Here is a 25,581-nt window from a genome sequence, read left to right on the forward strand (position 1 = left end):
GGCGGGGGAGGGCCGGTGCAGGAGCGTTACGCCGGGTGGGCGAGGCGGCCTAGGCGGGGATCAGCGTGCGGCGGCGTCGCTTGCGCTGCGCCCCGGCGGACAGCCGCAGCTCGATGATCGACCGGACGGCCGGCCACTCCTCGTCGAGGATGGAGTAGAAGGCCGTACTGCGGACCGCCCCGTCGAGCCCCCGCGAATGGGCCCGGCGGACCCCCTCGCAGGTGAAGCCGAGACGTTCCATCGCGGCCCGGGAACGGCCGTTGCGGGCATCCGCCCGCAGCGAGATCCGCCGCACGCCCCAGGTCTCGAAGGCATGGCGGAGCATGAGCAGCTTCGCCTCGGTGTTGATGCCGGTGCCCTGGGCGCCCGGGGACAGCCAGGTATTGCCGATCTCGGCGGCATCGGGGATCGCCGTCGCCGGATCGCCGAACGGAACCCCCGGCACGGCGGGCCACACCAGCGGCCCCTGCCAGTAGTCGAGTTCCAGGAACCGGGTCGAACCGACGACCCGCCCGTCCGTGGCTCTGATGACCGCGAACGGGAGCGATCGGCCCGCCGCCTGATCGGCGAGGGCACGGTCGATGTACTCGTGGGACGCCTGAACCCCGTGGGGTACGGGGGTGAAGGCGTAAGTCGTACGATCCTCGGCACCGGCCACGGCCAGGGCCTCGGTGTGGCGGGGTGCGAGGGGCTCGAGCCGCACGGTGCGGCCGGCGAGGAGTACGGGTACGGGCACGGAGCCTTCGGTCCTTCTGGGCGGTGGGGTGGTTGCACAGTCTGCGTCCCTGACGTCGCCCCCAGTGCAAAACACGGGTGAAAGGCAACGGGCTGTCAGGTGAACGCGAGTGGCTCAATGTAGCCCCTTAAAGTCCTCTCATGAACCCCCCATTCGGCAATGGCGCGAAGGTCTTTTTCGACGACGTGGGTCCCCGCGACGGAACGTCCGTAATCCTGATCCACGGACATCCGTTCAACCGCACCATGTGGGCCCCCCAGACGGCCGCGCTGGTCTCCGCCGGATACCGGGTGATCACCCCTGACCTGCGAGGATACGGAGAAAGCCCGGTGCGCCCGGGCAAGACTCTGCTCGCCGACTTCGCCGATGACCTCGCCGCTCTGCTCGCCCGTCTCGACATCGAACAGGTGGTCGTCGGCGGTGTGTCCATGGGAGGGCAGATCGCCATGGAGATGCGGCTGCGCCACCCGGGTCTGGTAAGGGCCCTCGTCCTGTCCGACACGACCGCCGTCCCGGAATCCGCCGAGGCCCGCAAGGCACGTCTGGAGACCGCCGACCGGCTGATCGCCGAGGGCATGGGGCCGTATGCCGAAAGCGTCATCGACAAGATGCTGGCGCCCTACAACGTGACCGGCATGCCCGAGGCCGCCGCGCGGGTGACCGCGATGATGCGCGCGACCGACCCCGAGGGGGCCGCGGCCGCCCTGCGCGGCCGCGCCGAGTGCCCCGACTACCGGCCCGTGCTCGCCGAGACGGCCCAGCCCTGCCTGGTCGTGGTCGGCGCCGACGACGTCTACACCCCGGTCGCGGCGGCCGAAGCCCTGCACGCGCTGCTCCCGGACTCGGTGCTCGCCGTCATCGAGCGGGCCGGGCACCTGCCGGGCGTGGAGCAGCCGGAGGCCTTCAACCGGGTGCTGCTGGAATTCCTCGCCGGCCTCTGACCGGGACAGGCCGGCCCGGGCGGATACGGTGACCGGCGTGGATGACGTACTGAGGCAACTGGGATCCGTGGGGCCCTTCTTCACCGTGGCCCGCGGGAAGGAGCCGCCGCCCGGGCCCGGGTTCCGGCCGCTGACCGTGCTGTACGGGGAGCAGCTCGCGCCGTACGTCGCGGAGGTGGGGCGGCGCAACCGCAGCGGCCTGGGGCGGGTGGCGGCCTCGACCGCGCAGTTCGGCATCGCGGCGCGGCTCTGGTCGATCGGGCTGGGCTGCGCGGCGCTGGCAGGGCGGGTGCCGGACCTCGCCGCCGACCGGGTGTGGTGGCGGCTGCCCGGCGCGGGATCCCTGGAGCTGTGGCTGCCCGAGCCGGGGGAGCTGCCGGCCGGGGAGCTCGGCGGGAGCGTGCTCGCCCACCTGGAGCTGCTGGACACCGCGGTGCGGGAGCGGTTCGGGGTCTCGCCCAAGGTGCTGCGCGGCAACACCGCGTCGGGCCTGGTCGGGGCCCTGCGCGTGCTGCTCGACCGGGTTCCCGCCGCCGCGGCCGTGGAGCTGGCGGCCGGCCTGCTCGCCGACGGCGGGGCCCTCGCCGGGACCGGCACCTTCGTCCACGAGGAGGGGCTCGGGGTGGCCTTCGTGCGGCGCAGCTGCTGCCTCTACTACCGGGTGCCCGGCGGCGGCTTCTGCGGGGACTGCGTGCTGCGGACCCGGTGAACGGCGAGGGCCCCCGGGAGCGCTGCTCCCGGGGGCCCCGCGGTGTGCCGGAACTAGAAGGTGAGGTTCCAGGCGTCGATCCTGCCGATGTCGCCGCCGGCGTTGTCGTTCACGCGCAGCTTCCAGGTGCCGTTCGCGACCTCCGAGGAGGCGTTGACGGTGTAGGCCTGGTTGATGTTGTCGGTGCCCGAGCCGGTCCGGTTGTGCAGGTTGTACACGGTGCCGTCCGGAGCGATCAGGTCGACCTTCAGGTCGCCGATGTAGGTGTGCACGATGTTCACGCCCACCTTGAGGGTGGCCGGGGCGTTGCCCGCCACCGCGCTGACGGTGACCGGGCTCTCCACGGTGGTGTTGTCGCCGATGGCGAAGTCACCGGTGTTCTCGAAGAACTTGCCGGGCGGCGGGGTGCTGCCGACGGCCTTCAGGGCGTCGACCTGGCCCTCGCCGAAGAACCCGTTCTTCGTCGTGGTGCCCTTGCAGCGGCTGTCCGACGGGCAGGCCACGTCGTTGGCCTGGATGGCCAGCTTGTCGCGCAGCTGCGCCGGGGTGATGCCCGGGTTGGTGCTCGCCAGCAGCGCGGCCACGCCGGCCACGTGCGGGGAGGCCATCGAGGTACCGCTCATGCTGCCGTACTTGCCGCCCGGCAGGGTGCTGTAGATGCCGGTCGCGTCGCCGCCGGGGGCCGTCACGTCGATGACGTTCAGACCGTAGTTGGAGTACGAGGCCTTGGCGGTGGTGCCCATCGCCGAGACCGTGACCACGCCCGGGAGCTCGGTCGGGATGTCCAGGCAGGCGTTGGTGATGGTGCGGGTGACCGGGGTCGAGTCGTTGGGGCTCTCGGTGTCGGTCGTCTTGTTGGCCAGGTCCAGGTTGGAGTTGCCGGCCGCCGCGACCTGGAGCGAGCCCTTGCTCTCCGCGTACTCCTGGGCGCGCTTGACGCCCTCGATGATCGCGGCCTGGTCGGCGTTGTCCGGGCAGTTGAACTGCCACGGGTCCGTGTAGTAGCTGTTGTTGGTGACCTTGAAGCCGTGGTCACCCGACCACATGAAGCCGCAGACGGTGTTCTCGGGGAAGAACAGCGAGGTGCCCGGCTCGGCGATGCGCACCGAGGAGATCTTCACGCCCGGGGCCACGCCGATGACGCCCTTGCCGTTCTTGGCGGCGGCGACGGTACCGGCCACGTGCGTGCCGTGGGTGCCGACGTCGCGCCAGGCGCCGGCGCGGGTGTCGGCCTTGCCGTAGGCGCAGGACGCGGAGTCCGCGGCGTTGAAGTTCGGCGCCAGGTCCTGGTGCTGGTCGTCCACACCGGTGTCCAGGATGCCGACCTTGACGGTCGCGGAGCCGGTGGTGACGGCCCAGGCCTGGTCGGCCTTGATCTGCGTCATGTCGGCGCGGACCGGCTCGCCGGCCGGGGTGGTGGACTGCGCCGGGTTGGCGGGCAGCGCCGGGTTGTAGGCGTCCGCCGGCACGTCCGAGGTGCGGGTGGCGCCGACCTGCTGGACCCCGCTCACGCCGCGCATGGCGCTGGCGAAGGTGCCGGAGGCCGAGTGGGCGACGATGACGCCGATGGCGTCGTAGGACGCGAAGACCGAGCCGCCCTTGGAGGCGACGGCGGCGCGGACCGCCGAGGTGTCACCGGGCGTGGTGATCACGAAGTAGGCACGGGTGCCGGCAACCCAGGTCGCACTCTGGGAAGTCGGGGCCGCTGCCTGGGGAGCCGCCGCGGCCGCCGGGGCGGAAGCGGGGCCGGCCGGGTTGACGGGGTCGGTGCCGGCGAGCGCGGCGGGAGTCCCGAAGGCCAGTGCGGCGCCGAGCGTGGCGGCCAGCACGAGGGTACGTCGAGGTCGGCTGGATATGTGGGGTATCAATGCGTCCTCCGATGACCCGGTGGTGCGGATGACACCTACCGGGCCGTACGAAACGAGTGGTGGACGCAAGATGTCAGACGCGTGCCCCGGTATGGAAGTACCTTTTACCGCACGCGCATTCTCCGGCCGGTGGCCGAAAACCGCCCCTACCGGGAGTAGTCGGGACCGACCGGGCTGGGCACCGTGGGGGCGAGCCCTGCCCGGCCGGCCCGAGTGGGCCCACCGGTTACACCGGTACGCCGTCCTTGGCCGCTTCGGGCTGGGGCGGGACGGCGCCCGCCGGCCCGTGCGGCGCGTCGTCGACCAGCGTGGTCTCGTCGAACGGCAGCCGCCCGGCGAGCACCTCGCCGGCCCGTGCCCGGTCGAACTCCTTGGTCCACGTGCCGATGAGCACCGTGGCGACGGCGTTGCCCGCGAAGTTGGTCAGCGCCCGGGCCTCGCTCATGAACCGGTCGATGCCGACGATGAGGCCGACCCCGTCCACCAGTTCCGGCCGGTGCGACTGCAGTCCGCCGGCGAGCGTGGCCAGACCCGCGCCGGTCACCCCGGCCGCGCCCTTCGAGGCGATGACCATGAACAGCAGCAGGGAGATCTGCTCGCCGAGCGCGAGCGGCTGCCCCATCGCCTCCGCGACGAACAGGGAGGCCATCGTCAGGTAGATCGCGGTCCCGTCCAGGTTGAAGGAGTACCCGGTCGGCACCGTGATGCCGGTGACCGGCCGGGATACCCCCAGGTGCTCCATCTTCGCGATGAGCCGCGGCAGCGCCGACTCCGAGGAGGAGGTGGACAGGATCAGCAGGAACTCCCGTCCCAGGTAGCGCAGCAGGGAGAACACGCTGACCCCGGTGCACACCCGCAGCAGCGTGCCGAGCACCACGAAGACGAAGATCAGGCAGGTCGCGTAGAAGCCGATCATGATGACGGCCAGTGACTTCAACGCGTCGATGCCGGTCGCCCCGACCACCGCCGCGATCGCCCCGAAGGCGCCCACCGGGGCAGCCCACATGATCATCGCCAGGATCCGGAACACCAGCTTCTGCAGGTGCCCGATCCCGCGCAGCACGGGCTCGCCCGCCGTGCCCATGGCCTGCAGAGCGAACCCGCACAGTAGCGCGACCAGCAGCGTCTGGAGCACCTCGCCGCCGGTGAAGGCGGACACCAGCGTGGTCGGGATGATCCCCAGCAGGAACTCCGGCGTGCTCTTCGCCCCGCCCGCCTTGGCCTGCGCCTCGCCGGCCTGCTTGGCCGCCTCGGTCAGGTGCAGCCCGCTGCCCGGGTCCAGCAGGTTGCCCACGAGCAGGCCGATGGCGAGGGCCACGGTGGACATCACCATGAAGTAGCCGAGGGCGAGCCCGCCCACCGCGCCCACCTTGGCCGCCTTGCGGACCGAGCCGATGCCCAGCACGATCGTGCAGAAGATCACGGGCGAGATCATCATCTTGATGAGGTTGACGAAGCCGGTGCCCAGCGGCTTGAGCTCCACGGCCACGCCGGGTGCGGCGAAGCCGACGGCGATGCCGAGGAGCACCGCGGCGATCACCGCGATGTAGAGATAGTGCGTTCTGTCGCGCGTGGCGGCCACGATGCCTCCTGGTGGTGAAAACGTTCCGGGAGGACCATGGCCCGGGGCTGTGACCCCGGTCACCCTTGCGTTCATTGAGTTCACGAGCCGGTGCACACTGAGCGCCATGTTCCGTTTGCCCCGGCCGCCGCGCAGCCTCGCCGGCCAGCTCTTCGCCATGCAGGTGCTGCTGGTCGCCGTGGTCGTGGCCGGGTGCGCCGTCTTCGCGTACGCCACCGCCCGCGGCCAGGCCGAGGACGCCGCGCGGAGGCAGGCCGGGGCCGTGGCCCGCGCGGTCGCCGACTCCCCGTCGGTCCTGGAAGCCGTACGGGAGGCCGTGGGCGGAGGCGACCCCACGGCCCGGCTCCAGCCGTACGCGGAGCGGGTGCGCGTCGACTCGGGCGTGGACTTCGTGACGATCATGGACCCGGCCGGGCGGCGCTGGACCCACCCCGACCCGCGCCGGATCGGCGAGCCCTTCCTCGGCAACACCGCCGCCGCCCTGCGCGGCCAGACCTTCAGCGAGACCTACACCGGCACCCTCGGACCCTCGATCCGAGTGGTCACCCCGCTCACGGACGGCGGCCGCGTCGTGGGCATGGTCAGCGCCGGGATCACCGTCGACGCGATCAGCGCGCGCCTCGCCGAGCAGCTCACCGCCCTCGTGTGGGTCGCGGCCGCGGCCCTGGCCCTCGGCGGGGCGGGCACGTACATCGTCAACGCCCGGCTGCGCCGGCACACCCACGGGATGAACGCGGCCGAGCTCAGCCGGATGTACGACTACCACCAGGCGGCCCTGCACGGCGTGCGCGAGGGACTGCTGATGCTCGACGGCCGGCGCAGGATCACCCTGATCAACGACGCCGGACGCGAACTGCTGGGCCTGCGGGGCGCGGTGGCCGGCTCCGGTGTCGCCGACCTGGGACTGCCCGCCCCGCTCACCGGAGCGCTGCTCGCCGACCGGCCGCGGGTGGACGAGGTGCACCTGGCCGCCGACCGGGTGCTCGTCGTCAACAGCTCACCCGTCGCGGGCGGCGGCCGCCGGGGCACCGTGGTCACCCTGCGCGATCACACCGAACTCCAGGTGCTGGCAGGCGAGCTGGACCACGAGCGGGGATTCACCCAGGCCCTGCGGTCCCAGGCGCACGAGGCGGCGAACCGGCTGCACACCGTCGTCTCGCTCATCGAGCTCGGCCGGGCGGACGAGGCGGTGGAGTTCGCCACCGCGGAGCTGGAGCTGGCGCAGGCCCTCACCGACGAGGTGGTGACCGCCGTCGGCGAACCGGTCCTGGTGGCGCTGCTCCTCGGCAAGGCCGCCCAGGCGCACGAGCGCGGCGTCGAGCTGGTGGTCACGCCCGACAGCACGGCCATCGACGGCGCGCCGGGGACTCCGCCGGCCCGGGACCTGGTCACCGTGGTCGGCAATCTCGTGGACAACGCCATGGACGCGCTCACCGGCGTGCCGGGCGGCCGGATCGCGGTCACCGTGCGCCGTGACGGGGAAGGGATCCTGCTGCGGGTGGCGGACAGCGGGCCCGGCCTCCCGGAGGGGGTGGACGTGTTCCGGCGCGGCTGGTCCGGCAAGGGCGAGGACCGGGGCCTCGGCCTGGCCCTCGTACGGCAGGTGGCGCAGCGCCACGGCGGCACCGCGGACGCCTCCTCGGGCCCCTGCGGCGGCGCCGAGTTCACCGTACGGCTGCCGGCGCCCGGGCGGCCCGCCGCGGGCGGGCCGGCATGAGCGCCCCCGAGGTGCGGGTCCTGATCGTCGAGGACGACCCGGTCGCCGCCGACGCGCACGCGCTGTACGTCGGCCGGGTCCCCGGGTTCACCGCCGTCGCGGCCGTGCACTCGCTGGCCGAGGCCACCCGGGTCCTGGAGCGGACCCGCGTCGACCTGCTGCTGCTCGACCTCACCCTGCCCGACGGGCACGGCCTGCGCTTCGCCCGCGGGCTGCGGGCCGCCGGGCATCCCGTCGACGTCATCGTCGTGACCTCGGCCCGGGACCTGGCCGTGGTCCGCGAGAGCGTCTCGCTCGGCGTGGTCCAGTACGTGCTGAAGCCCTTCGCCTTCCCGACCCTGCGCGAACGGCTTCTGCGGTACGCCGAGTTCCGTGCGACGGCGGGCGAGGCGGCCGGCCAGGACGACGTGGACCGGGCGATGGCCGCCCTGCGCGCCCCGCGCCCGGCGGAACTCCCCAAGGGGCTGAGCGCGCCGACCCTGGACCGGGTCGCCGCGCTGTTGCGCTCGGCCCCCGAGGGGCTGACCGCGGCGGGGGCGGCCGAGGCGGCCGGGATCTCGCGGATCACCGCCCGCCGCTACCTGGAGCACCTGGTGGACACCGGCCGCGCGGACCGCACCCCCCGGTACGGCCAGGTCGGCCGCCCCGAACTGCACTACCGCTGGCTGGCGGCGACCGGCTCGGTGTCGAAGGTGTAGAACTTCCGGTGGTCGAGCATGTCCGCCGGGGTCACGTCGTTCCACGGCCGCATCGTGTCGTGCAGGTCCACGACGTTCGCCGTCCCGGCCGCCGGCAGGTAGCCGGACTGCGGGTGGCGGGCCTGCCAGTCGGCCCACAGCTTGTCCACGAAGGCGTGGTGCATCCAGAACACCGGGTCGTTGGGCGAGACCCCGGTGCCCATCTGGCCGCCGACCCACACGTGCACCCGGTTGTGGAGGTTGGCGCCCCGCCAGCCCTCCAGGTTGTTGCGGAAGCCGCTGGAGGAGCTGTTCCAGGGGGCCGCGTCGTACACCGGCATGGCGAGTACGGCGTCCACCTCGGCCTTGGTCGGCAGCTCGGCGACGCCCTGGCCGAGCGCCCGGCGCAGGTAGGCGCGCCCGTCCACCCGTACGCCTATGTTCCACTTGCCCGTCGCGTAGGCGAAGGGTCCGTCGAGGACCTGGCCGTCGCGGGCCCGGCCGGTGCCGCCGAGGAAGTCGGCGGCCCAGAGGGAGGAGCGGGTGGTGCGGTCGGCGGTCCAGTCCCAGTACGGGAGCGTGACGTTCGCGTCCACCTCCTGCAGAGCAGCCTCGAACTCCAGGAGAAACCGGCGGTGCCAGGGCAGGAAGGAGGGGGAGCGGTGGCCCACCCGGTCGCCCGAGTCGGTGTCGGCCATGATGAAGCCGTTGTGGGTGGTGACGAAGCGGTCGTAGCGGCCGGTGCGCTTGAGTTCCAGCAGCGCGTTGGTGAAGGCGCGCTTCTCCTCGGGAGTGAGCGCGGCCTGGTTCTTGCGGACGGTCATGCCGTACCTCCCATGGGGGCGAACGGGGCGAGCGCGGCGCCCTGGAGCTCGCGCACGGCGGCCCGGGCCAGCGAGGCAGGGTCGGTGAATGTCTCGTAGTGGTTGACCACGCTGATCCAGGTGCCGTCGGCGTTGCGCATCACGTGCAGTTCGCGGCCGTCTATCCGGACGGTGGGCAGGCCGGGGGAGTGGTGGCCGCCGTGATGGCCGCCGCCCGTGCCGGCGGTTATCTGGATGCGTCGGCCCTTGTACACCTCGTCGACGGTGCCGGCGGGGGCGGCGGCGGCCCGGGAGTCGGTGGAGGCGGCGCGCGCGGTGGCGCCCGCCAGTCCGAGGACGGTGAGTGCACCGGCAGTGGTGCCCAAGGCCTGCCGGCGGGTGATCTTGTTCATGACCGTAGAACTACCAGGGGCACGAGGGTAGTTGACCGGTATCCGGACATCGGAGGATAAGTTTCGTATAGAACGACTTGCACGATCTTTCGATTCGGGCCGGACTGCGCGGCTCCGGCGGGAAGATCTGCGGTGCTCATGCTACTCGGCGGTAATTTCTCCGGCCCGCCCCGGCGGCTATGGAGGAGGTCACAGTGCGGAGTCGGCCGGAAGTGTGGCGTGACGTCAGGGTGAAATATCCCTTATTAACCTATAGTGCCGACATGGCTCTGCATCAGACGAAGGACGCGCACGCCCCAGACGCCGACCCGGACGTGTTCGCGTCCGCGCTGAGCGGCCAGATCCTCCCCAAGTACCGGATGCCGGAAGACCCCGCGCCCACCGAGGTCGTCTACCAACTCATCCGCAACGAACTCCTGTTGGACGGGAACGCCGCGCAGAACCTGGCCACCTTCTGCACCACCTGGTCCGACGACGGCGTCCACCGCCTGATGAACGACTGCCTCGACAAGAACATGATCGACAAGGACGAGTACCCGCAGACCGCCGAGATCGAGGCCCGCTGCGTCAACATCCTGGCCGACCTGTGGAACGCCCCCGCCGGCAGCGCCGCGGCCGGCTGCTCCACCACCGGTTCCAGCGAGGCCGCCATGCTCGGCGGACTCGCCCTCAAATGGCGCTGGCGCGCCCGCCGCACCGCCCAGGGCCTCCCCGCGGACCGCCCCAACCTGGTCTGCGGCCCGGTCCAGATCTGCTGGGAGAAGTTCGCCCGCTACTTCGACGTCGAGCTGCGCCAGGTCCCCCTGGAACCCGGCGCCACCGGACTGCGGCCCCACCAGCTCGCCGCGCACGTCGACGAGAACACCATCGGCGTCGTCGCCATCCTCGGCGTCACCTACACCTGCGACTACGAGCCCGTCGCCGAGATCGCCGCCGAACTCGACCGCATCCAGGCCGAGCACGGCTGGGACGTGCCCATCCACGTGGACGGCGCGAGCGGCGCCTTCGTCGCCCCCTTCCTCCACCCCGACGTGGTATGGGACTTCCGGCTGCCGCGCGTCGCCTCCGTCAACACCTCGGGCCACAAGTACGGACTCGCGCCCCTCGGCGTCGGCTGGATCGTCTGGCGCACCGCCGACCTGCTCCCCGCCGAACTCGTCTTCGACGTGGACTACCTCGGCGGCGACATGCCGACCTTCGCGCTCAACTTCTCCCGCCCCGGCGGCGAGGTCATCGCCCAGTACTACCTCTTCCTGCGCCTGGGCCGGGGCGGCTACCGCCGGGTGCAGCAGGCCTGCGCCGACACCGCCCGGTACCTGGCCTCCGAGATCGCCGCGATGGGCCCCTTCACCCTCCTCTACGACGGCCGCGGCGCCCTGCCCGCCGTCTCCTACACCCTCGCCGACCCGGCCGGAGCCGGCTTCAGCCTGTACGACCTCTCCGAGCGGCTGCGGATGCGCGGCTGGCAGGTGCCCTCGTACCCGCTGCCCGCCGACCGGGACGACACCGTCATCCAGCGGGTCCTCGTCCGGCACGGGGTGACCCGGGATCAGATCGCCCTGCTCGTCGCCGACCTGCGCCGCGCCGTGGAGCACCTCCAGGCCGCACCGCCGCCCGCACCCGCCACCGAACCGCGCTCCGGCTTCCACCACTAGGCGTCGCGGAGGGGGCGGCTACCAGCGCATGTCCAGCGCTTCGAGAGCCTCGACCCGGTCCGGGGTGAGGGAGTCCGCGCGCGAGCGCTGGTTGGCGATCCAGGAGCCCAGGCGCAGCTCCCGGCCCCCGACGCGCTCGACGTGCGTACGGGGAACCTTGAGGTGGCCCTCGCGGTCCCGGAACTGGCGGGCCGCCTCCAGCTGCGCCGCCCAGGACCGGGCATGGCTGCGGCGCGGCGGCGGGCGCTGCGCCGCCGTCGCCGCGCTCACCCCGAGCACGTGCTCCAGGAGCCAGCGCTGCGCCCAGGACAGCCCCTCCCAGTTGAGCCGCTGGCCGCGGACCCAGCCGCCCAGGTCCTCGCCCTGGACCACCAGTTCGCCGGGGGAGAGGGGAAGCCGGCCGCCCGCGTCGAGGTGGACCCGCGTCAGGTGGAAGGCGCGCTGCCAGGAGATCTCCCAGACGGGACACCAGGACGGGTCCACCGCCTCCAGCGCCTCGCGCCGCTCTTCCGACAGGGCCCCCGGCCCCTCGCGGCGGGCCGCCGCCCGCTGGTTCTTGACCCACACCCCGACCGGCGCCCCGCGCCACGTGGCGTCCACCGGCGGCAGCAGGTGGCCGTGCTCCGCCGCCCAGCCGGCGGCCGCCGCCAGGCCCTCCTCGAAGGCCACGTCGAAGTGGCTCCACACCATGCCGAGCCCGTCGAGCTCGGCCGCCCGCTCCCGGCCCAGCGCGCCCCGGCGGTAGGTGCGCCGCGCGTCGGCGATCCACTGGCCGAGCGGGAACCCGGCCAGCCCCGGCGGCCACGCCGCGTCCCGCGCCGGCACCTTGAAGCCGAACGGCACCTTGAGGTCCCCGGCCGAGGCGGCGTAGATCCGGGCGGCCTCGACCCCGCGGCGCCAGTGCGCGTGCTCCGGATGCAGCACGCGCAGCCGTACGAAGGCGGCCAGCAGCGCGGGATCCGGGGGGGTGGAGAAGCTCAGCAGCGCCTGCGCGCCGGAGCCCGCCGCCGGGGCCGCGGTCCGGCTCGGCGCCTGCGGCTGGGCCAGCGACTCGACCAGCCGCGAGTCGTGCGCCCGCAACGCCTCGAGCAGCCGCGCGAGGTCCCCGTACGCCCGCGAGGTGAGCATCGCCTCCGGAGTCTCGCCCGGCTCCAGCAGCACGGGCACCACCAGCGAGGCCACCTTCCCCTCCCCGGGGCGGATGCGCAGCGCCCGCCCGACGGCCTGGACCAGGTCGGGCATGGACCCCCGTACGTCGGCCCAGTAGACGGAATCGCACTCCTTGGTGTCCACGCCCTCGCCGAGCACCCGCACACTGCCGAGGAAGGCCTTCTCCGCGACCCGGCCATCCGCGAACGCGCCCAGCACCCGCCGCCGGTGGGCGGCGGAGTGCTGCCCCGACAGCCAGTCCGCCCAGACCGTACGGGGGTACGCCGGCCCGCCGCCGCTTCCGCGGCTGGTCCGCAGCCGCTCCGCCACGGCCGGGAGGCCCGCCGCGAACGCCTCGGCCTCCTTGGTCAGGTGGTGGAAGACGAGCGTCCGCCGGAACCCCTCCTGGGCGGCCGCCTTCACCAGCGCGGTCTGCAGCGCCGCCATCCGCGCCCCGCGCACCGCGTCCGAGCGGCCGCCCGGGCCCAGCAGCACGGCAGCCCGGAACTGGGGATCGGTGACGTCCACGCACACCACCCGGTACGGGGCGCAGATCCCGCGGTCGATGGCCTCGGAGAGGGTGAGCGTGTAGCAGCGCGCGCCGAAGGGGCCGAGCGGATCGTCCTCCATGGACGCGACCAGCTCGCCGTGTCCCCGCGCGCGGCCCTCCTCCGCTCCCTCGCCGGCCCCTCCCGCCGCTGCGGGCCCGCCTTCCTCGCCGACCTGCCAGACGCGGGGCGTGGCCGTCAGATAGAGCCGCCGCACGGCGGGGATCCGCGTGTTGTCGTGCGCCACCGCCCAGGGCTTGCCGATCCGCCCGGAGGTCCGGTGCGCCTCGTCGACCACGATCAGGTCCCAGCCCGGCAGTCCGGCGAGATGGGCGCGCTCGACGGTGCCCAAACCCAGCGAGGCGTACGTGGCGAACACCGTCACCCTGCTGGTGGACGGACCGCCCCAACGGGCCAGTTCGGCCGCGTCGGTGGTGGTCGGCATGCCCGCGTCCTTTGGCCGCAGGGAGCACACGGCCAGCGACCGGCCGGCGCGGCCGCCCTCCCGCCAGGCGGCGGCGGTCTGCACCAGCAGGTCCAGGGAGGGCACGAGCACCAGCACCCGCCCGGCCCGCAGCTCCTCCGCCGAGCGGACGGCGACCAGGGACTTCCCCGAGCCGGTGGCCATGATCACCTGGGTGCGCAGCCCGCGCTCGGGGACCCGGCCCCCGGCGGGCACCTCCAGCGCCCGCAGCACGGCATCGACGGCCTCGCGCTGGTGCGGTCGAAGGTCCTTCCTCGCCATGTCTCCCGCTCCACCCTCGTGATCAGCCGGTTCTTCTCCAGCTCCTATCCTGCCCCTGTTCTGACGCAGACGGGCACGCGCCCCGCGGAAACGCGGATGCCCCGGGCGGCGTTGATCAACGGGCGGCCGAATGCGACGGCGGGGCCCATGACCGACCCGTCCGAGGACAACCGGCGGCTGCTGTTCGGCACCGCCTACCGGATGCTCGGCAGCGTCGCCGACGCCGAGGCTCACGACCCTCGCGGGGGTGCCCGTCGGCGCGGTCACCTTCGAGGCGGCCGAAGGCCGGACCACCGCGCTGCGCTTCGTCGTCAACCCCGAGAAGCTGCACGGCGTCCAGCCCTGAACCGCCCCCGACCGCCGGCTACTTCGCCCCGAAGTTCTGCGTCCACCAGGGACCGCCCGCACCCTGGTGGATGCCGACGCCGATGTCCTTGAAGGAGCAGTTGAGGATGTTCGCGCGGTGCCCCGGGCTCTTCATCCAGGCGTCCATCACCGACTGGGCCGTCTGCTGGCCCTTCGCGATGTTCTCCCCGTACGTCGACCAGCGGTACCCGGCGGTGGTGGTCCGCTGGCCCGGGTCCGTCCCGTCGGGGCTGGTGTGCGAGAAGTAGTCCCGCCGGGCCATGTCGTCCGAGTGGTTCTGGGCGGCGGTCCGCAGCTGGGCGTCCTCCTTCAGCGGCCCGCAGCCCGCCGCCGCCCGCTCGGAGTTGACCAGCGCCACGACCTGGCCCGCCACCCCCGGCGGGGCGGGCGCCGGCGCCGGGGGCTTCGGGCTCGGGGAGGTGCTGCGGCTGGGCGTCGGGGTCGGGCTCGCGGCCGCACTGGGGGAGGCGGAGGCCGACGGCGAGGGGGACGCGGAGGCGGAGGCCGAGGGGGACGCGGAGGCGGACGGCGAGGGCGGCTCGGAGGGGAGCGCGGATTCCGAGGCCGAGAGCGCGGCCAGCGGGGCCGGGGCGGCGGCGTCGGCCGTCTTCTTCTCGCCGGAGCCGGGGAGCGTGCCGAGGTACACCAGGCCGCCGCCCGCGACACAGGCGGCCAGCACCGCCCCACCGATGACCCGCCGACGGTTCTGCCGGCGCTTGCGCAGCGCGCCCCGGCTCCCGCCCGCCGTCGCCACGTCCGGGGCGAAGTGCGCATGGGCCGCCGTGTCGGCGAAGTCGGCGCCCGCGCCCGTGCCTTCGCCGGCGCCGTAGGCGGCGGCCACGGGGTCGAAGCCGGCCGTACCGGCCGCGCGGACCCCGGCCAGCAGGGCCGCCGAGACGGGTACCAGGGCCAGCCCGGCCAGCAGTCCCTCCGCCGGGACCAGGCCGCTCCACAGGCCGGAGCACCGTACGCATTCCCGCGCGTGACGGGCTATTCGCTTGCGCCACAGCGCCGAGGGCCGGCCGTCCCAGCCAGCCGCCAGCGTCCGCAGCTCCTCGCACACCGGCTGGGCGTCCAGGGCGCGCACCACCACGCGGGCCGCCTCCAGCTGCGCCTTCATCCGCTGCACCCGCACCGCCGTGTGCTGCGGGGACAGCTCCAGCGCGGCGGCGACCTCGGCCCGGGTCAGCTCCCCGGCGCACTCCAGCCACCACAGCGACAGCAGCGCCCGGTCGTCGGGCTCCAGCCAGCGGGTGGCGCGGGCCGTCTCGCGCCGCTGGCCGGCCAGGTTCAGGCGGACGACGGTCAGGTCGACGAAGTCGGCCCCCGGGTCGGCGACCTCGCCCGCCGCCTCCAGGGTGGACTCGCCGTAGCCGCTCTGGCGGGCCTGCCAGTACGCCCGTACCCGGTTCATCGCGATCGCCACCAGCCAGGACCGGAAGCTCTCGTCGGCGCGCAGGCCGCCCAGCCCGTCGAGGGCCCGCAGCATCGTGTCCTGCACCACGTCGTCCACGTCACAGGACCCGTTCAGGGCCCGGCCGACGATGTTGTAGACGAGCGGCAGGTGCGTGCCGACGAGTTCGTCCTGCGCGCGGGGGTCGCCCGCGCGGGCCGCTGCCACCAGCGCTGCCGTGTGCTGAGTGCTCATGTGATGTTCCCTGTCCGTACCGGCGGTCGATGATGCCCAATGCATGGGAGACCGTCGAGAGGGGTCTCGATAACACTTATCCGGAGCATGATTTCCCGGCCCCCGCCGCGGGCGAAAGGGGGCACCGCCGGGACCGGGCGCGGTCCCGCCCGGCCGCCGCGGCGCGGTCAGCATCGCATCCCGGGCGGCGGTGCCCGACACCACCCGGCTCCACCCTGCTCACAGCAGCGGAGCCAGCGCCCGCGCCGCCGCGAGCAGGGCGGGTGCGTACGCCTCGATCTCCTCGCGGGAGACCAGGAACGTGACGGTGGTGATGCTGACCCCGCCGACCGGGCGGCCGTCCGCTCCCAGGACGGGCGCGCCGATGCAGCGGATGCTGGGCTCGTTCTCCTCGTCGTCCAGGGCGAAGCCGCGGGAGCGGACCTCGGCCAGCTGTGCGTACAGGGCCTCCTTGCTCGTGACCGTCCGCTCGGTGCGCGGCGCGAGCCCGGTGGCGGTGAGCAGCTCCCGTACCTCCTCCTCGGGCAGATGCGCCAGGATGCTCTTGCCGATCGCGGTGGTGTGCAGCGGCATGCGCATCCCGACCCGGGAGGCCGTCCGGAAGGGCTGCTCGCTCTCCAGCTTCCGGACATAGGTGACGGTGCGCCCGCTGTGCAGGGCCAGATGGACGGTCTGCCCGCCGGCCGCCTGCCGCAGCTCGTCCAGGATCCGCCCGATGCTCGCCGGCTCCCCGCCGCTGACCAGGGCGGACAGTCCGCGCAGCCGCGGCCCCACCCCGTACCGGCCGTCGCCCTCCTGGCGTACGAAGCCCTGTTCGGCCAGCGAGGCGAGGATCCGGAAGGTGCTGGACTTGGGCACGGCGGCCGCCGCCGTCACCTCCGCGAGCCGGTGCGGCCCGCCGGGGGCGGCCACCGCCTCCAGGATGCGCAGGGACTTCTCCAGCGCCGATCCCGCGGCGGAGGTCCGCCCTCCGCGCGGTGCGCTGCCGTTCCCCGGGTCCTGGGCCCCATCCGTTGACACGCCGACTCCTGGACTGTGTAGGGTCTAGACCACATGGTTCCGCTACACAATACGCCGTTCCACTACGTGGAACGAACGGGAGGGTTCCTTGTCCTGCCACCCGTACGCGGTCATAGCCGCCCAGCGCCTGCTGCCGGTGCTGCGCAGCCCCGATGCCGACGAGGCAGTCCGGCGCGCCGGCGCCCTGCTCGCCGCCGGATGCCGCGCGGTCGAGCTGACCACCTCAACACCCGGCTGGGCGGCCGCCGTCACCCGCACCGCCCCGCTCGCCGACGCCCACGGCCGCCCCGCCCTCGTCGGCGTCGGCACGGTGACCACCGCCGAGCAGGCCGCGGCCGCCCTGGACGCGGGCGCCGGCTTCCTGGTCTCCCCCCACCCCGCCCCGGAGGTGCGACACATCGCCGCACGCCGCGCAGCCGTCTTCATCGAGGGCGGGTTCACCCCCGGCGAGATCGCCTCCGCCGTCCGGGACGGGGGCGCCGCCAAGGTGTTTCCGGCCCACGTCGGCGGGCCGGATTTCATCCGCTCCCTCAGAGCGGTCCTCCCCGCGGGGCTGATCGTTCCCACCGGGGGCATCCGGCCCGCCGAGGTCCCCGACTGGCTGGCCGCGGGGGCGGACGCCGTCGGCATCGGCAGCGGGCTGCCCGACGACCCGGCCGAACTGGCCGCCGTCTTCGCCGAACTGGCCGGTCCGTGCTGCGGCCGCGGCGGCTGCGCCCGCCGGGAGCCGCGGCCGTGACCGGCGCGCCGTACGACGTCCTGGTGCTCGGCGAGGTGCTCGTCGAGATCCACGCCGCAGCCGCCCTGGGCGAGCTCGCCGACGGCACAGCGGCCCGCATCTCCTACTCCGGGGACGCGCTGAACGCGGCCGCGGCCGCCGCGGCCGCCGGCGCCCGGACCGCCCTGCTCGCCGTCGTCGGCGAGGACGAGCTCAGCACCCCGCTGCTGCGCCGCGCCGCCGAACTGGGCGTGGACGTCTCCCACGTGCGCCGCGCCCCGCGGCCCAACGGCGCCTACCTGCTGTCCGACGACACCGCAGGCGACCGGGAGTTCGTCTACTGGCGCACCCACAGCGCCGGTTCCACCCTCGCACCCGCCCACGTGGAGTCCTGGCGCGGGCTGCTCACCACCTCCACGGCGCTGATCACCAGCGGGATCACGGCCGCGCTCTCACCGAGCAGCCACGACGCCGTGCTGGCCGCCGCACGGCTCGTGCACGAGGCCGGCGGGCACCTCTCGTACGACCCCAACTTCCGCCCCCGGCTGACCGGCCGCGACCGGGCCCGGGACCTGCTCGCTTGGATCGCCCCGCTGACCGGGCTGCTGAAGGCCTCCTGCCCGGCCGACGCCCTCGCCCTCGTGGACACCGACGACCCGGACACCGCCGCCGCCCGCTGCCGCGCGCTGGGTGCCCGGACCGTCGTGGTCACCGCAGGAGCCGGCCGGCTGCTGCTGCACGACGGCTCGGGCGCCCGGTACCAGCCCGTGCCCCCGAACCCGGCTCCGGTCGACGCGACCGGAGCCGGGGACTGCTTCACCGGCACGGCCACCGCCCGCCTCGCCCTCGGCGACGGGCTCGCGGACGCCGTCGCCTACGGCACGGCGGCCGCATCCCTCTCGGTGTCCGGCCGCGGCGGCACCGGGCGCGTCCCCTCCTTCGCGGAGACGGCGGCGCTGGCCGCGCGGCACCGCGGGCTCACAGGGAGTCGAGGAGCGCGACCTCCTCGGGGGTGAGGCGCAGGGACCCCGCGGCGACGTTCTCGACGAGGTGGTCCGGGTTGCCCGTGCCCGGGATCGCCAGGACGTGCGGGCCGCGGCTCAGGGTCCACGCCAGGCGCAGCTGGGCCGTCGAGACCCCGTGGGCCTCCGCGAGGGCGCGTACATCGGGGCTGTCCTCGGCGGCCGCCCCGGACTCCTTGCCGGCGCCGGCGATCGCGTAGAACGGCACGAAGGCGATGTCCTGCTGCCCGCACGCGTCCAGGAAGGCGTGGTCCTCGGCCGGGGAACCGATCCCGTACGGGTTCTGCACGCACACCACCGGCGCGATGGCCCGCGCCTCGGCGAGGTGGTCGGGGCGGGCGTTGGAGATGCCCAGGTGGCGGATCAGGCCGGCGGTGCGGAGCTCGGCGAGCGCCCCGAAGTGCTCGGCGACGGACCCGCTCGTCTCACGGCGCGGGACGCGGAGGTTGACCACGTCGAGGTGGTCGCGGCCCAGCTGGCGCAGGTTCTCCTCCACCTGCCCGCGCAACTGTCCGGGCTCTGCCCACCACCAGTGCCCGGCGGCGTCCCGGCCCGGCCCGACCTTGGTGGTGATGACCAGGTCGTCGGCGTACGGGGCCAGCGCGCGGTTGATCAGCTCGTTGGCGGAGCGCAGCGGCGAGAAGTAGAAGGCGGCGGTGTCGATGTGGTTCACACCGAGCTCCACGGCGCGGCGCAGCACGCCGGTCACCCGCTCGCGGTCGCTGGGGGAGCCGTCGGCGAGATGCGTGAGCCGCATCGCGCCGAAGCCGAGCCGGTTGACGGTGAGGTCGCCCAGCCGCCAGGTGCCGGCCGAGGCCGCGGTGATCGTTTCTGTCATCCGATGACCGTACCGGGCTCGTCGCCCCATCCGCCGCCTGACCCAGCGCCGGGGAGGGCGCCCTCGCCCGGCGCCTGGGGAGGCGGTCGACCGCCCGTACCGTCGCGCTCGTCATGCGCGGGAGCGGACGTGGTGGGACGCCGCCGGGCCGGATCCGTTTCCGCGGCCCGGCGGCGCCGGTCAGTGGTCCTGCGCGGGCCGGTCAGCGGCCCCGCAGGCCCCGGTCCACGGCCGTCATGAGCTCGCCGTCGGCGGTGTCCGCGTCCAGGGACCAGAACATCGCGCCGCCGAGCCCGTGTTCGCGGATGTAGCCGGTCTTGGCGCGCAGCACCTGCGGGTCGTCGTACGTCCACAGGGTGGTGCCGTCGAAGAGCCAGGCGTGCCCGCCGCGCCGGTCCCGGTGGACCTGGTAGGTCCCCGAATCCGCCAGCTTCTTCAGGGCCTTGTAGTCCTCGTACCCCGCCGCCCAGGTGGCCGGCGCCGGTCCGGTGGCGGGCTGGCCCATGCCGTCCCCGCCGCCGCTGACGCCCGTCCAGCCCTGCCCGTAGAACGGCATGCCCACCACCAGCTTGTGCGCGGGCGCCCCGCGCTCGCGCCAGGCGTCGACCGTGCCGTCCACGCTGAAGTCGCCCCGGGCGTACAGGGCGGACTGCTGGGCCGTGGTGGACTCGCCGGAGACGTGGAAGTCATAGCCCTGGAGGGTCACGAAGTCGAGGTCGCGCATGATCCGGCGGACCTCGAAGCCCGCGTCGATCTTGGCGGGAGCGGTCGGGACGAAGGCCGTCAGCTCGTACGGCGACTTCCGCTTCTGGCCGCGCGCGTACGCGTCGAGCTGCGTGCGGAACTCCTTGACCAGCTCGGTGAAGTTGCGCTTGTCCTCGGGTCGGAACTTCGTGTCCGTGTCCCCGGCCGAGCCCGGCCACTCCCAGTCGAGGTCGATCCCGTCGAACACCCCGGCGGCCGCGCCCGCGCCACCGCGGGTGCCGTCCTGCGGCAGGTTGCCCTTGATGTAGAGGTCGATGCACGACTGGACGAACGCCTTGCGGGATGCGGGGGTCAGCGCGGCGTCCGAGAAGTGCGTGGACCAGCTCCAACCGCCCAGTGAGATCAGCACCTTGAGACCGGGGTGCTTGGCCTTGAGCTCGCGGAGCTGGTTGAAGTTCCCGGCGAGCGGCTGGTCCCAGGTGTCGGCGACCCCGTCCACGGAGTTCTCGGCGTCGAGCGGGCGGACGTAGTCGGCCCAGGCGTCGGCCTCGCCGGGCACGTTGCCGGTGAAGCACTTGCCCTCGGCGCTGACGTTGCCGAAGGCGTAGTTGATGTGGGTGAGCTTGCCGGCGGACCCGTTCGCCTCCAGGTCCTGGACCTGGAAGTCCCGTCCGTAGACGCCCCATTGGGTGAAGTAGCCGACCTTCTTGTATGAGCGGTGGTGGCCGCCCGCCGCTTCGTCCTGCGCGGCGCCGGCGGCGGGCGCGAAGGCGGCCAGGAGGGAGAGGGAGCAGGCGGCGACGGCCAGTCTGCCGAGCATGCTGCGGCGCATGGGCTTCCTTTGCGGATGCGGGAGCGGGGGTGTGAGCGCGTGCGCGGTGCATGCCGGAAACTATTGGTCTGGACCAGAGCGGTCAAGGGGGCGGCGGAAACTCGCCGGTCGGCTACGGCAGGCTCCACTGGCCGACGTCGTCCGCCAGGCCGCCGTTCAGCGCGAACTGGACCGCCGCCGCGGTGGCGTCCTGCGGCAGCCGGAAGGTGACGAAGCCCTCGGCCGAGCCGCCGGGGCTGAGGGTGACGGTGTCCGGGAAGGAGTTCCCGGCCGTCGTGGGGCTGTTGAGGCCGGAGAACCGCTTACCGGCGGTGTCCAGCAGGTGCGCGGCCGGCGCGGGGGAGTCCTTGTAGACGGCGGTCCCGGTGTTCTCCAGCCGGAACCGGACGGCCAGCAGCCGGGTCGACGCGTCGGGCGCCGGGCCCTGCGGGTCGGCCGGGGTGGCGGGGTCCACCACCTGGACCAGGGTGACGTCGAGCCGCTGGCCGGGCCCGCTCCCGGCGAGGGAGACGGTCTCGCCCGAGCCGCCGGGGGCCGCGCCCAGCAGCGCCGGGCCGAATCCCGCGAGCACGCACGCGGCCGCCGCGCCGCGCAGGCGGCGCCGGGACATGCGGGCACCGGCCGATCCACCGATCACCCTGTCCACGATCCTCTTCGGCCCCGCGTCCCGCCACCCGCGCGCGGCGCCGGGACGGCCACCGGCGGCCGGTGACGAGGAGAGGGCAGGGGCGGCGGCGCGCGTCCGAGCCGCCGCCCGTCGCCAGAGACCGGAACCGCCGGCGGCCGGCCCGCCGGGGGCTACGCGGCCCCGTCCTCCTGGTACCCGTACGGGCGGGTGATGATCTCCATCCCGTGGCCCGCGGGGTCCGTGAAGTACACGCCGCGGCCCCCGTCGTTGTGGTTGATCTCGCCGGGGTGCTTTCCGTGCGGATCGGCGTAGTACGCCGCCCCCGAGGCCCGGATCTTGCCGAAGGCCTCGTCGAACTCCTCCTCGGAGAGGAGGAACGCGTAGTGCTGCGGGGTGATGGACTCGGCGGGGATGGTCGCGAAGTCCAGGGTGACGCCGTTGGCGGTCTCGACCGGGATGAAGGGGCCGGCTTCGGCCCCGACGCTCAGGCCCAGGACGTGCGCCAGGAATGCGGCGGACTCCCGGTTGTCACGGGAGTGGATGATCGTGTGGTTCAGTGCGACTGACATGGGTGGATGCCTCCGAAAGGCACTTCGCGGCGACCTCCATGCCTCACCCAGCCGGTGACCGACACGCGATGCCGCGGATGCCGATGCTAGTCAGAGCCGCCCGGCGAAGTCCACCGGGTTCCGCCCGGAGCCCGCCCGCCCCAGCCCCCCTCACGCTTTCCCGTCCAGGGCCTCGAGGGTGCCCTGCGGGGGTGGTTCCGGACGAACCGCTGCCCCTCACCGCCCTGGGCGTCGAGCCACAGCAGGTGGCAGTCCTCGGGCCAGTCGTGGTGGCGACCGTCGCCGTACGGGTCCACCGGATGCGGGCCGTCCGGGTCCCGGCCTCCACGGCGGACCCGGGCTTCCGCACCCCGGGCAGGGCTTCGGAGTGCCGCACCGGCCGGGGCTCGGGCTCCGCCGTACCGGCCCATCCGGTAGGCGGAGACGGCCAACCGGGGCGCGGTGGTGCACACGTACGGCCCGACGGCTCCCCGGGCAGGACGCTGACCCGGTCCGCGAACCGGCCCCCACTTCTGCGGCCCCGTCTCAGTCCACGTGCTGCCGGTAGCGGTCGATCACCTCCCTCAGGACCTCCGCGCCGTCCCGGGCCCACAGGCCCGGGCTGAAGATCTCCACCTCGACCGGGTCCCGGTAGCCGGCCGCGTCCGCCAGCCGGCGAAAGCCCCGCAGGTCGATACAGCCGTCCCCCAACTGCCCGCGCCCCAGCAGCGCCCCTTCGGGGAGCGGGGTGACCCAGTCGGCCACCTGGACGGCTACGATCCGCCCGCCCTCGCCCGCCCGGAGCAGATCCGCCGGGAGCCGCTCGTCCCACCACAGGTGGTACGCGTCGGCCACCACCCCCACCTGCTCCGCGGGGAACTGCTCGGCCAGGTCCAGGGCCTGGCCGAGGGTGGACACCACACACCGGTCCGACGCGAACATCGGATGCAGCGGCTCGATCCCCAGCCGTATCCCGTGCGCGGCGGCCCACGGCGCCAGCTCGCCGAGGACCGAGGCGATCCGCCCGCGCGCCCCCACCAGGTCCCGCTCGCCCGGGGGCAGCCCGCCGGACACCAGGACCAGCGTGTCCGCGCCCAGTTCGGCCGCCTCCGCCACGGCCCGGCGGTTGTCGTCGAGCGCGGCGGCCCGCCCGGCGGGGTCGGCGGCGGTGAAGAACCCGCCCCGGCACAGCGAGCTCACCCGCAGCCCCGCCCCGGCGACCAGCTTCGCCGTCTCCCGTACCCCGAACGCCCGGACCGGATCCCGCCACAGCCCGACCGCGCCCACGCCCGCCGCCGTGCACCCGGCGACCAGCTCGGGCAGCGACCACTGGCGTATCGTCTCCTGGTTGAGGCTCAGCCGCGCCGGCGCGGGCGCCGGCTTCACGACGCGACCCCGTGCAGCGCGAGCAGCCCCCGCATCCGGTCCTCGGCGAGCTCCGGATCCGGGAACAGCCCCAGCCCGTCGGCCAGTTCGTACGCCGCCGCCAGATGCTCCAGGGATCGGGCCGACTCCAGCCCGCCGAGCATCCTGAACTCCTCCTGGTACCCGGCCAGCCAGGCCAGCAGCACCACCCCGGTCTTGTAGAAGCGGGTCGGCGGTGCGAAGAGATGCCTCGACAGGGGGACCGTCGGATCCAGCAGCGCCCGGAAGCCCGCGGTGTCCCCCCGGTCCAGTGCCAGCGCCGCCCGGGCCGCTATCGGGGCGATCGGGTCGAAGATGCCCAGCAGCGCGTCGCTCGCCAGCTCCCCGTCTCCCGCTATCAGCTCCGGGTAGTGGTAGTCGTCCCCCGTGTAGCAGCGCACCCCGGCCGGCAGCCGCCGGCGGATGTCCACCTCCCGCTCGGCGTCCAGCAGCGAGACCTTGATCCCGTCCACCTTCTCCGGACAGTCGGCGATGATCTTCAGGAAGACCTCCGTGGCCGCGTCGAGGTCGTCGTGTCCCCAGTAGCCGGCGAGCGCCGGGTCGAACACCGGGCCCAGCCAGTGCAGTACGACCGGCCGCGCGCTCTGCCGGAGCAGCCCCCCGTACACCTCCAGGTAGTCCTCGGGGCCGCGGGCCGCGGCCGCCAGTGCCCGAGAGGCCATCAGGACGGCGCCCGCCCCGCAGTCCTCGACGTGTGCGAGCTGTTCCTGATACGCCGCGGTGACGGCCGCCGGGGGGTGCGCCTCGTCCGGGGAGAGCTGGTCGGTGCCCGCCCCGCAGACGATCCGCCCGCCGACGGCTCTGGCCTCGTCCGCCGAACGCCGGATCAGCTCCGCGGCCGCCGGCCAGTCCAGGCCCATGCCGCGCTGCGCCGTGTCCATGGCCTCGGCGACTCCGAGGCCCTGCGCCCACAGCCGGCGGCGGAAGGCCAGCGTCGCCTCCCAGTCCACCCCGGGCCCAGCCGCGCCGGGCCGGGTCCGCGGATCGGCGACCACGTGCGCGGCCGAGTAGAACCTCCGGCTGTGCGCCGGGCCGCAGCTGAGCGGGGCGAAGGGGTCGGTGTTCGGCCGGTGCAGGCGGTACCCGCCGCCCGCCGAGGGGAGCCGGATGCTCACAGGACCACCTCCGGCACCGGAAGCCGCCGGCCCTCCGCCGAGGAGCGCAGGCCGAGCTCGGCGAGGTGTACGCCCCGGGCCCCGGCCAGCAGGTCCCACCGCCAGGGCTCGTCGAGGACGACATGGCGCAGGAAGAGCTCCCACTGGGCCTTGAAGCCGTTGTCGGCGGGGGCGTTGTCCGGTACCTCCTGCCACTGGGAGCGGAAGGGCTCGGTCTGTGGCAGATCCGGATTCCACACCGGCTTCGGGGTGGCCCCGCGGTGCTGGACGCGGCAGCTCCGCAGCCCGGCGACGGCCGACCCGTGCGTCCCGTCCACCTGGAACTCCACCAGCTCGTCCCGGTGGACCCGCACCGCCCAGGAGGAGTTGATCTGGGCGACCGCGCCGCCCTCCAGCTCGAAGGTTCCATACGCGGCGTCATCGGCCGTGGCCTCATACGGTTTGCCCTCCTCGTCCCATCTGCGGCCGATATGGGTCCGGGTGAGGGCCTGCACCGTGTGGACCCGGCCGAACAGCTCGTGCAGCAGGTACTCCCAGTGCGGGAACATGTCGGCGACGATGCCCCCGCCGTCCTGTGCGCGGTAGTTCCACGAGGGCCGCTGGGCGGGCTGCCAGTCACCCTCGAAGACCCAGTACCCGAACTCCCCGCGCACGGAGAGGATCTCGCCGAAGAAGCCGCCCTCGATCAGCCGTCTCAGCTTCAGCAGCCCGGGCAGGAACAGCTTGTCCTGCACCACGCCGTGCTTGATCCCGGCGGCCGCGGCCAGGCGCGCCAGCTCGAGCGAGGACGCGAAGGTCAGGGCGGTCGGCTTCTCGCAGTAGACGTGCTTGCCCGCGGCTATGGCATGCCGGATCGCCGTCTCGCGGGCGCTGGTGACCTGGGCGTCGAAGTAGATCTCGACCTCGGGATCGGCCAGCACCGCCTCCAGGTCGGTGCTGACGTGCTCCAGGCCGTGCCGCTCGGCGATCTCCCGAAGGGCCGGCTCCCGGCGCCCCACGAGCACCGGCTCCGGCCACAGCACGGTGCCGTCTCCGAGTGGAAGCCCGCCCTGCTCGCGCAGCGCGAGCAGCGACCTGACCAGGTGCTGCCGATATCCCATGCGCCCGGTCACGCCGTTCATGGCGATCTTGATCGTCCTGCGGTCCACGGTGTCCTCCCCCGTTCGATGGAAA

22 protein-coding genes are annotated in these 25,581 nt (G+C 73.8%); 7 read left to right on the top strand and 15 right to left on the bottom strand.

Translation table 11 applies throughout. The features are described 5' to 3' along the window. Nucleotides 1-49: 49 nt before the first annotated feature. Entirely contained in the window at nucleotides 50-736 is a 687-nt protein-coding gene (locus BGK67_RS30080; protein WP_069923023.1) for a GNAT family N-acetyltransferase, read from the bottom strand. Nucleotides 737-876: 140 nt separating this feature from the next. On the opposite strand from BGK67_RS30080, the gene BGK67_RS30085 reads away from it, so the two are divergent. Together BGK67_RS30085 and BGK67_RS30090 are read left to right on the top strand one after the other, a co-directional pair. Beyond that, on the top strand, nucleotides 877-1,677 hold the full coding sequence (locus tag BGK67_RS30085) for an alpha/beta fold hydrolase (RefSeq protein ID WP_069923024.1): 801 nt from the start codon (nucleotides 877-879) through the stop codon (nucleotides 1,675-1,677). A 37-nt stretch (nucleotides 1,678-1,714) separates the two neighbouring features. Further along, a complete protein-coding gene (locus BGK67_RS30090) occupies nucleotides 1,715-2,386 on the top strand; it encodes a (2Fe-2S)-binding protein (protein ID WP_244291355.1) in 672 nt (223 codons plus the stop codon). Between the two features lie 53 nt (nucleotides 2,387-2,439). Here BGK67_RS30090 and BGK67_RS30095 read toward each other — a convergent pair whose 3' ends face one another. Together BGK67_RS30095 and BGK67_RS30100 are read right to left on the bottom strand one after the other, a co-directional pair. Further along, entirely contained in the window at nucleotides 2,440-4,215 is a 1,776-nt protein-coding gene (locus BGK67_RS30095) for a S8 family peptidase (protein WP_069923026.1), read from the bottom strand. Between the two features lie 265 nt (nucleotides 4,216-4,480). After that, nucleotides 4,481-5,836, bottom strand: a complete 1,356-nt coding sequence (locus tag BGK67_RS30100; protein ID WP_069923027.1) for a cation:dicarboxylate symporter family transporter — start codon at nucleotides 5,834-5,836, stop codon at nucleotides 4,481-4,483. 106 nt (nucleotides 5,837-5,942) lie between these two features. On the opposite strand from BGK67_RS30100, the gene BGK67_RS30105 reads away from it, so the two are divergent. Both BGK67_RS30105 and BGK67_RS30110 read left to right on the top strand, forming a co-directional pair. Next, complete coding sequence (locus BGK67_RS30105; RefSeq protein WP_069923028.1) at nucleotides 5,943-7,553, top strand: sensor histidine kinase; 1,611 nt, start codon at nucleotides 5,943-5,945, stop codon at nucleotides 7,551-7,553. Next, entirely contained in the window at nucleotides 7,550-8,251 is a 702-nt protein-coding gene (locus BGK67_RS30110; RefSeq protein WP_069923029.1) for a response regulator, read from the top strand. The genes BGK67_RS30105 and BGK67_RS30110 overlap by 4 nt, the downstream gene beginning before the upstream one ends. Here BGK67_RS30110 and melC2 read toward each other — a convergent pair. Both melC2 and melC1 read right to left on the bottom strand, forming a co-directional pair. After that, the gene (gene melC2 / locus BGK67_RS30115) at nucleotides 8,209-9,054 is read right to left on the bottom strand and encodes a tyrosinase MelC2 (protein ID WP_069923030.1); all 846 of its coding nucleotides are present in this window, start codon (nucleotides 9,052-9,054) and stop codon (nucleotides 8,209-8,211) included. The genes BGK67_RS30110 and melC2 overlap by 43 nt on opposite strands. Further along, a complete protein-coding gene (melC1, locus tag BGK67_RS30120) occupies nucleotides 9,051-9,446 on the bottom strand; it encodes an apotyrosinase chaperone MelC1 (RefSeq protein WP_069923031.1) in 396 nt (131 codons plus the stop codon). The genes melC2 and melC1 overlap by 4 nt, the downstream gene beginning before the upstream one ends. Before the next feature lie 263 nt (nucleotides 9,447-9,709). Between melC1 and BGK67_RS30125 the strand changes: the two genes are divergently transcribed. Further along, complete coding sequence (locus BGK67_RS30125) at nucleotides 9,710-11,101, top strand: glutamate decarboxylase (protein WP_069923032.1); 1,392 nt, start codon at nucleotides 9,710-9,712, stop codon at nucleotides 11,099-11,101. Between the two features lie 18 nt (nucleotides 11,102-11,119). Here the strand turns inward: BGK67_RS30125 and BGK67_RS30130 are convergent, their stop codons facing one another. The 3 genes from BGK67_RS30130 to BGK67_RS30140 all read right to left on the bottom strand — a co-directional run bounded on the left by BGK67_RS30130 (nucleotide 11,120) and on the right by BGK67_RS30140 (nucleotide 16,577). Then, nucleotides 11,120-13,543 carry a DEAD/DEAH box helicase gene (locus tag BGK67_RS30130; protein ID WP_079154452.1) on the bottom strand — a complete coding sequence of 808 codons (2,424 nt, stop codon included), beginning with the start codon at nucleotides 13,541-13,543 and terminating at the stop codon, nucleotides 11,120-11,122. Nucleotides 13,544-13,907: 364 nt separating this feature from the next. Next, complete coding sequence (locus BGK67_RS30135; RefSeq protein ID WP_069923033.1) at nucleotides 13,908-15,557, bottom strand: sigma-70 family RNA polymerase sigma factor; 1,650 nt, start codon at nucleotides 15,555-15,557, stop codon at nucleotides 13,908-13,910. Nucleotides 15,558-15,776: 219 nt separating this feature from the next. Beyond that, nucleotides 15,777-16,577 carry an IclR family transcriptional regulator gene (locus tag BGK67_RS30140; RefSeq protein ID WP_079154453.1) on the bottom strand — a complete coding sequence of 267 codons (801 nt, stop codon included), beginning with the start codon at nucleotides 16,575-16,577 and terminating at the stop codon, nucleotides 15,777-15,779. Between the two features lie 88 nt (nucleotides 16,578-16,665). Between BGK67_RS30140 and BGK67_RS30145 the strand changes: the two genes are divergently transcribed. Both BGK67_RS30145 and BGK67_RS30150 read left to right on the top strand, forming a co-directional pair. Continuing rightward, nucleotides 16,666-17,316, top strand: a complete 651-nt coding sequence (locus tag BGK67_RS30145) for a bifunctional 4-hydroxy-2-oxoglutarate aldolase/2-dehydro-3-deoxy-phosphogluconate aldolase (RefSeq protein WP_244291356.1) — start codon at nucleotides 16,666-16,668, stop codon at nucleotides 17,314-17,316. Continuing rightward, nucleotides 17,313-18,311 carry a sugar kinase gene (locus BGK67_RS30150; RefSeq protein ID WP_069924215.1) on the top strand — a complete coding sequence of 333 codons (999 nt, stop codon included), beginning with the start codon at nucleotides 17,313-17,315 and terminating at the stop codon, nucleotides 18,309-18,311. Before BGK67_RS30145 ends, BGK67_RS30150 begins: the two co-directional genes overlap by 4 nt. Here the strand turns inward: BGK67_RS30150 and BGK67_RS30155 are convergent. The 7 genes from BGK67_RS30155 to BGK67_RS30185 all read right to left on the bottom strand — a co-directional run bounded on the left by BGK67_RS30155 (nucleotide 18,274) and on the right by BGK67_RS30185 (nucleotide 25,529). Continuing rightward, nucleotides 18,274-19,155: an aldo/keto reductase gene (locus BGK67_RS30155; protein WP_069923034.1), complete on the bottom strand. Its 882-nt coding sequence runs from the start codon at nucleotides 19,153-19,155 to the stop codon at nucleotides 18,274-18,276. The two genes, BGK67_RS30150 and BGK67_RS30155, sit on opposite strands and share 38 nt — an antisense overlap. Before the next feature lie 202 nt (nucleotides 19,156-19,357). Continuing rightward, nucleotides 19,358-20,692 (bottom strand): glycoside hydrolase family 18 protein, encoded by a 1,335-nt coding sequence (locus BGK67_RS30160; protein ID WP_069923035.1) that lies wholly within the window; start codon nucleotides 20,690-20,692, stop codon nucleotides 19,358-19,360. Between the two features lie 112 nt (nucleotides 20,693-20,804). Beyond that, nucleotides 20,805-21,329, bottom strand: coding sequence for a DUF4352 domain-containing protein (locus BGK67_RS30165; protein ID WP_079154454.1), 525 nt, complete (start codon nucleotides 21,327-21,329; stop codon nucleotides 20,805-20,807). Between the two features lie 161 nt (nucleotides 21,330-21,490). Then, on the bottom strand, nucleotides 21,491-21,889 hold the full coding sequence (locus BGK67_RS30170; protein WP_069923036.1) for a VOC family protein: 399 nt from the start codon (nucleotides 21,887-21,889) through the stop codon (nucleotides 21,491-21,493). 525 nt (nucleotides 21,890-22,414) lie between these two features. Next, entirely contained in the window at nucleotides 22,415-23,254 is an 840-nt protein-coding gene (locus BGK67_RS30175) for a sugar phosphate isomerase/epimerase family protein (RefSeq protein ID WP_069923037.1), read from the bottom strand. Continuing rightward, nucleotides 23,251-24,408 carry a dihydrodipicolinate synthase family protein gene (locus BGK67_RS30180; protein ID WP_069923038.1) on the bottom strand — a complete coding sequence of 386 codons (1,158 nt, stop codon included), beginning with the start codon at nucleotides 24,406-24,408 and terminating at the stop codon, nucleotides 23,251-23,253. Before BGK67_RS30180 ends, BGK67_RS30175 begins: the two co-directional genes overlap by 4 nt. Beyond that, complete coding sequence (locus BGK67_RS30185) at nucleotides 24,405-25,529, bottom strand: Gfo/Idh/MocA family protein (protein WP_432215533.1); 1,125 nt, start codon at nucleotides 25,527-25,529, stop codon at nucleotides 24,405-24,407. Before BGK67_RS30185 ends, BGK67_RS30180 begins: the two co-directional genes overlap by 4 nt. Nucleotides 25,530-25,581 lie beyond the last annotated feature (52 nt).

Source organism: Streptomyces subrutilus (genome assembly GCF_001746425.1).
GTDB classification, from domain to species: Bacteria; Actinomycetota; Actinomycetes; order Streptomycetales; family Streptomycetaceae; genus Streptomyces; species Streptomyces subrutilus_A.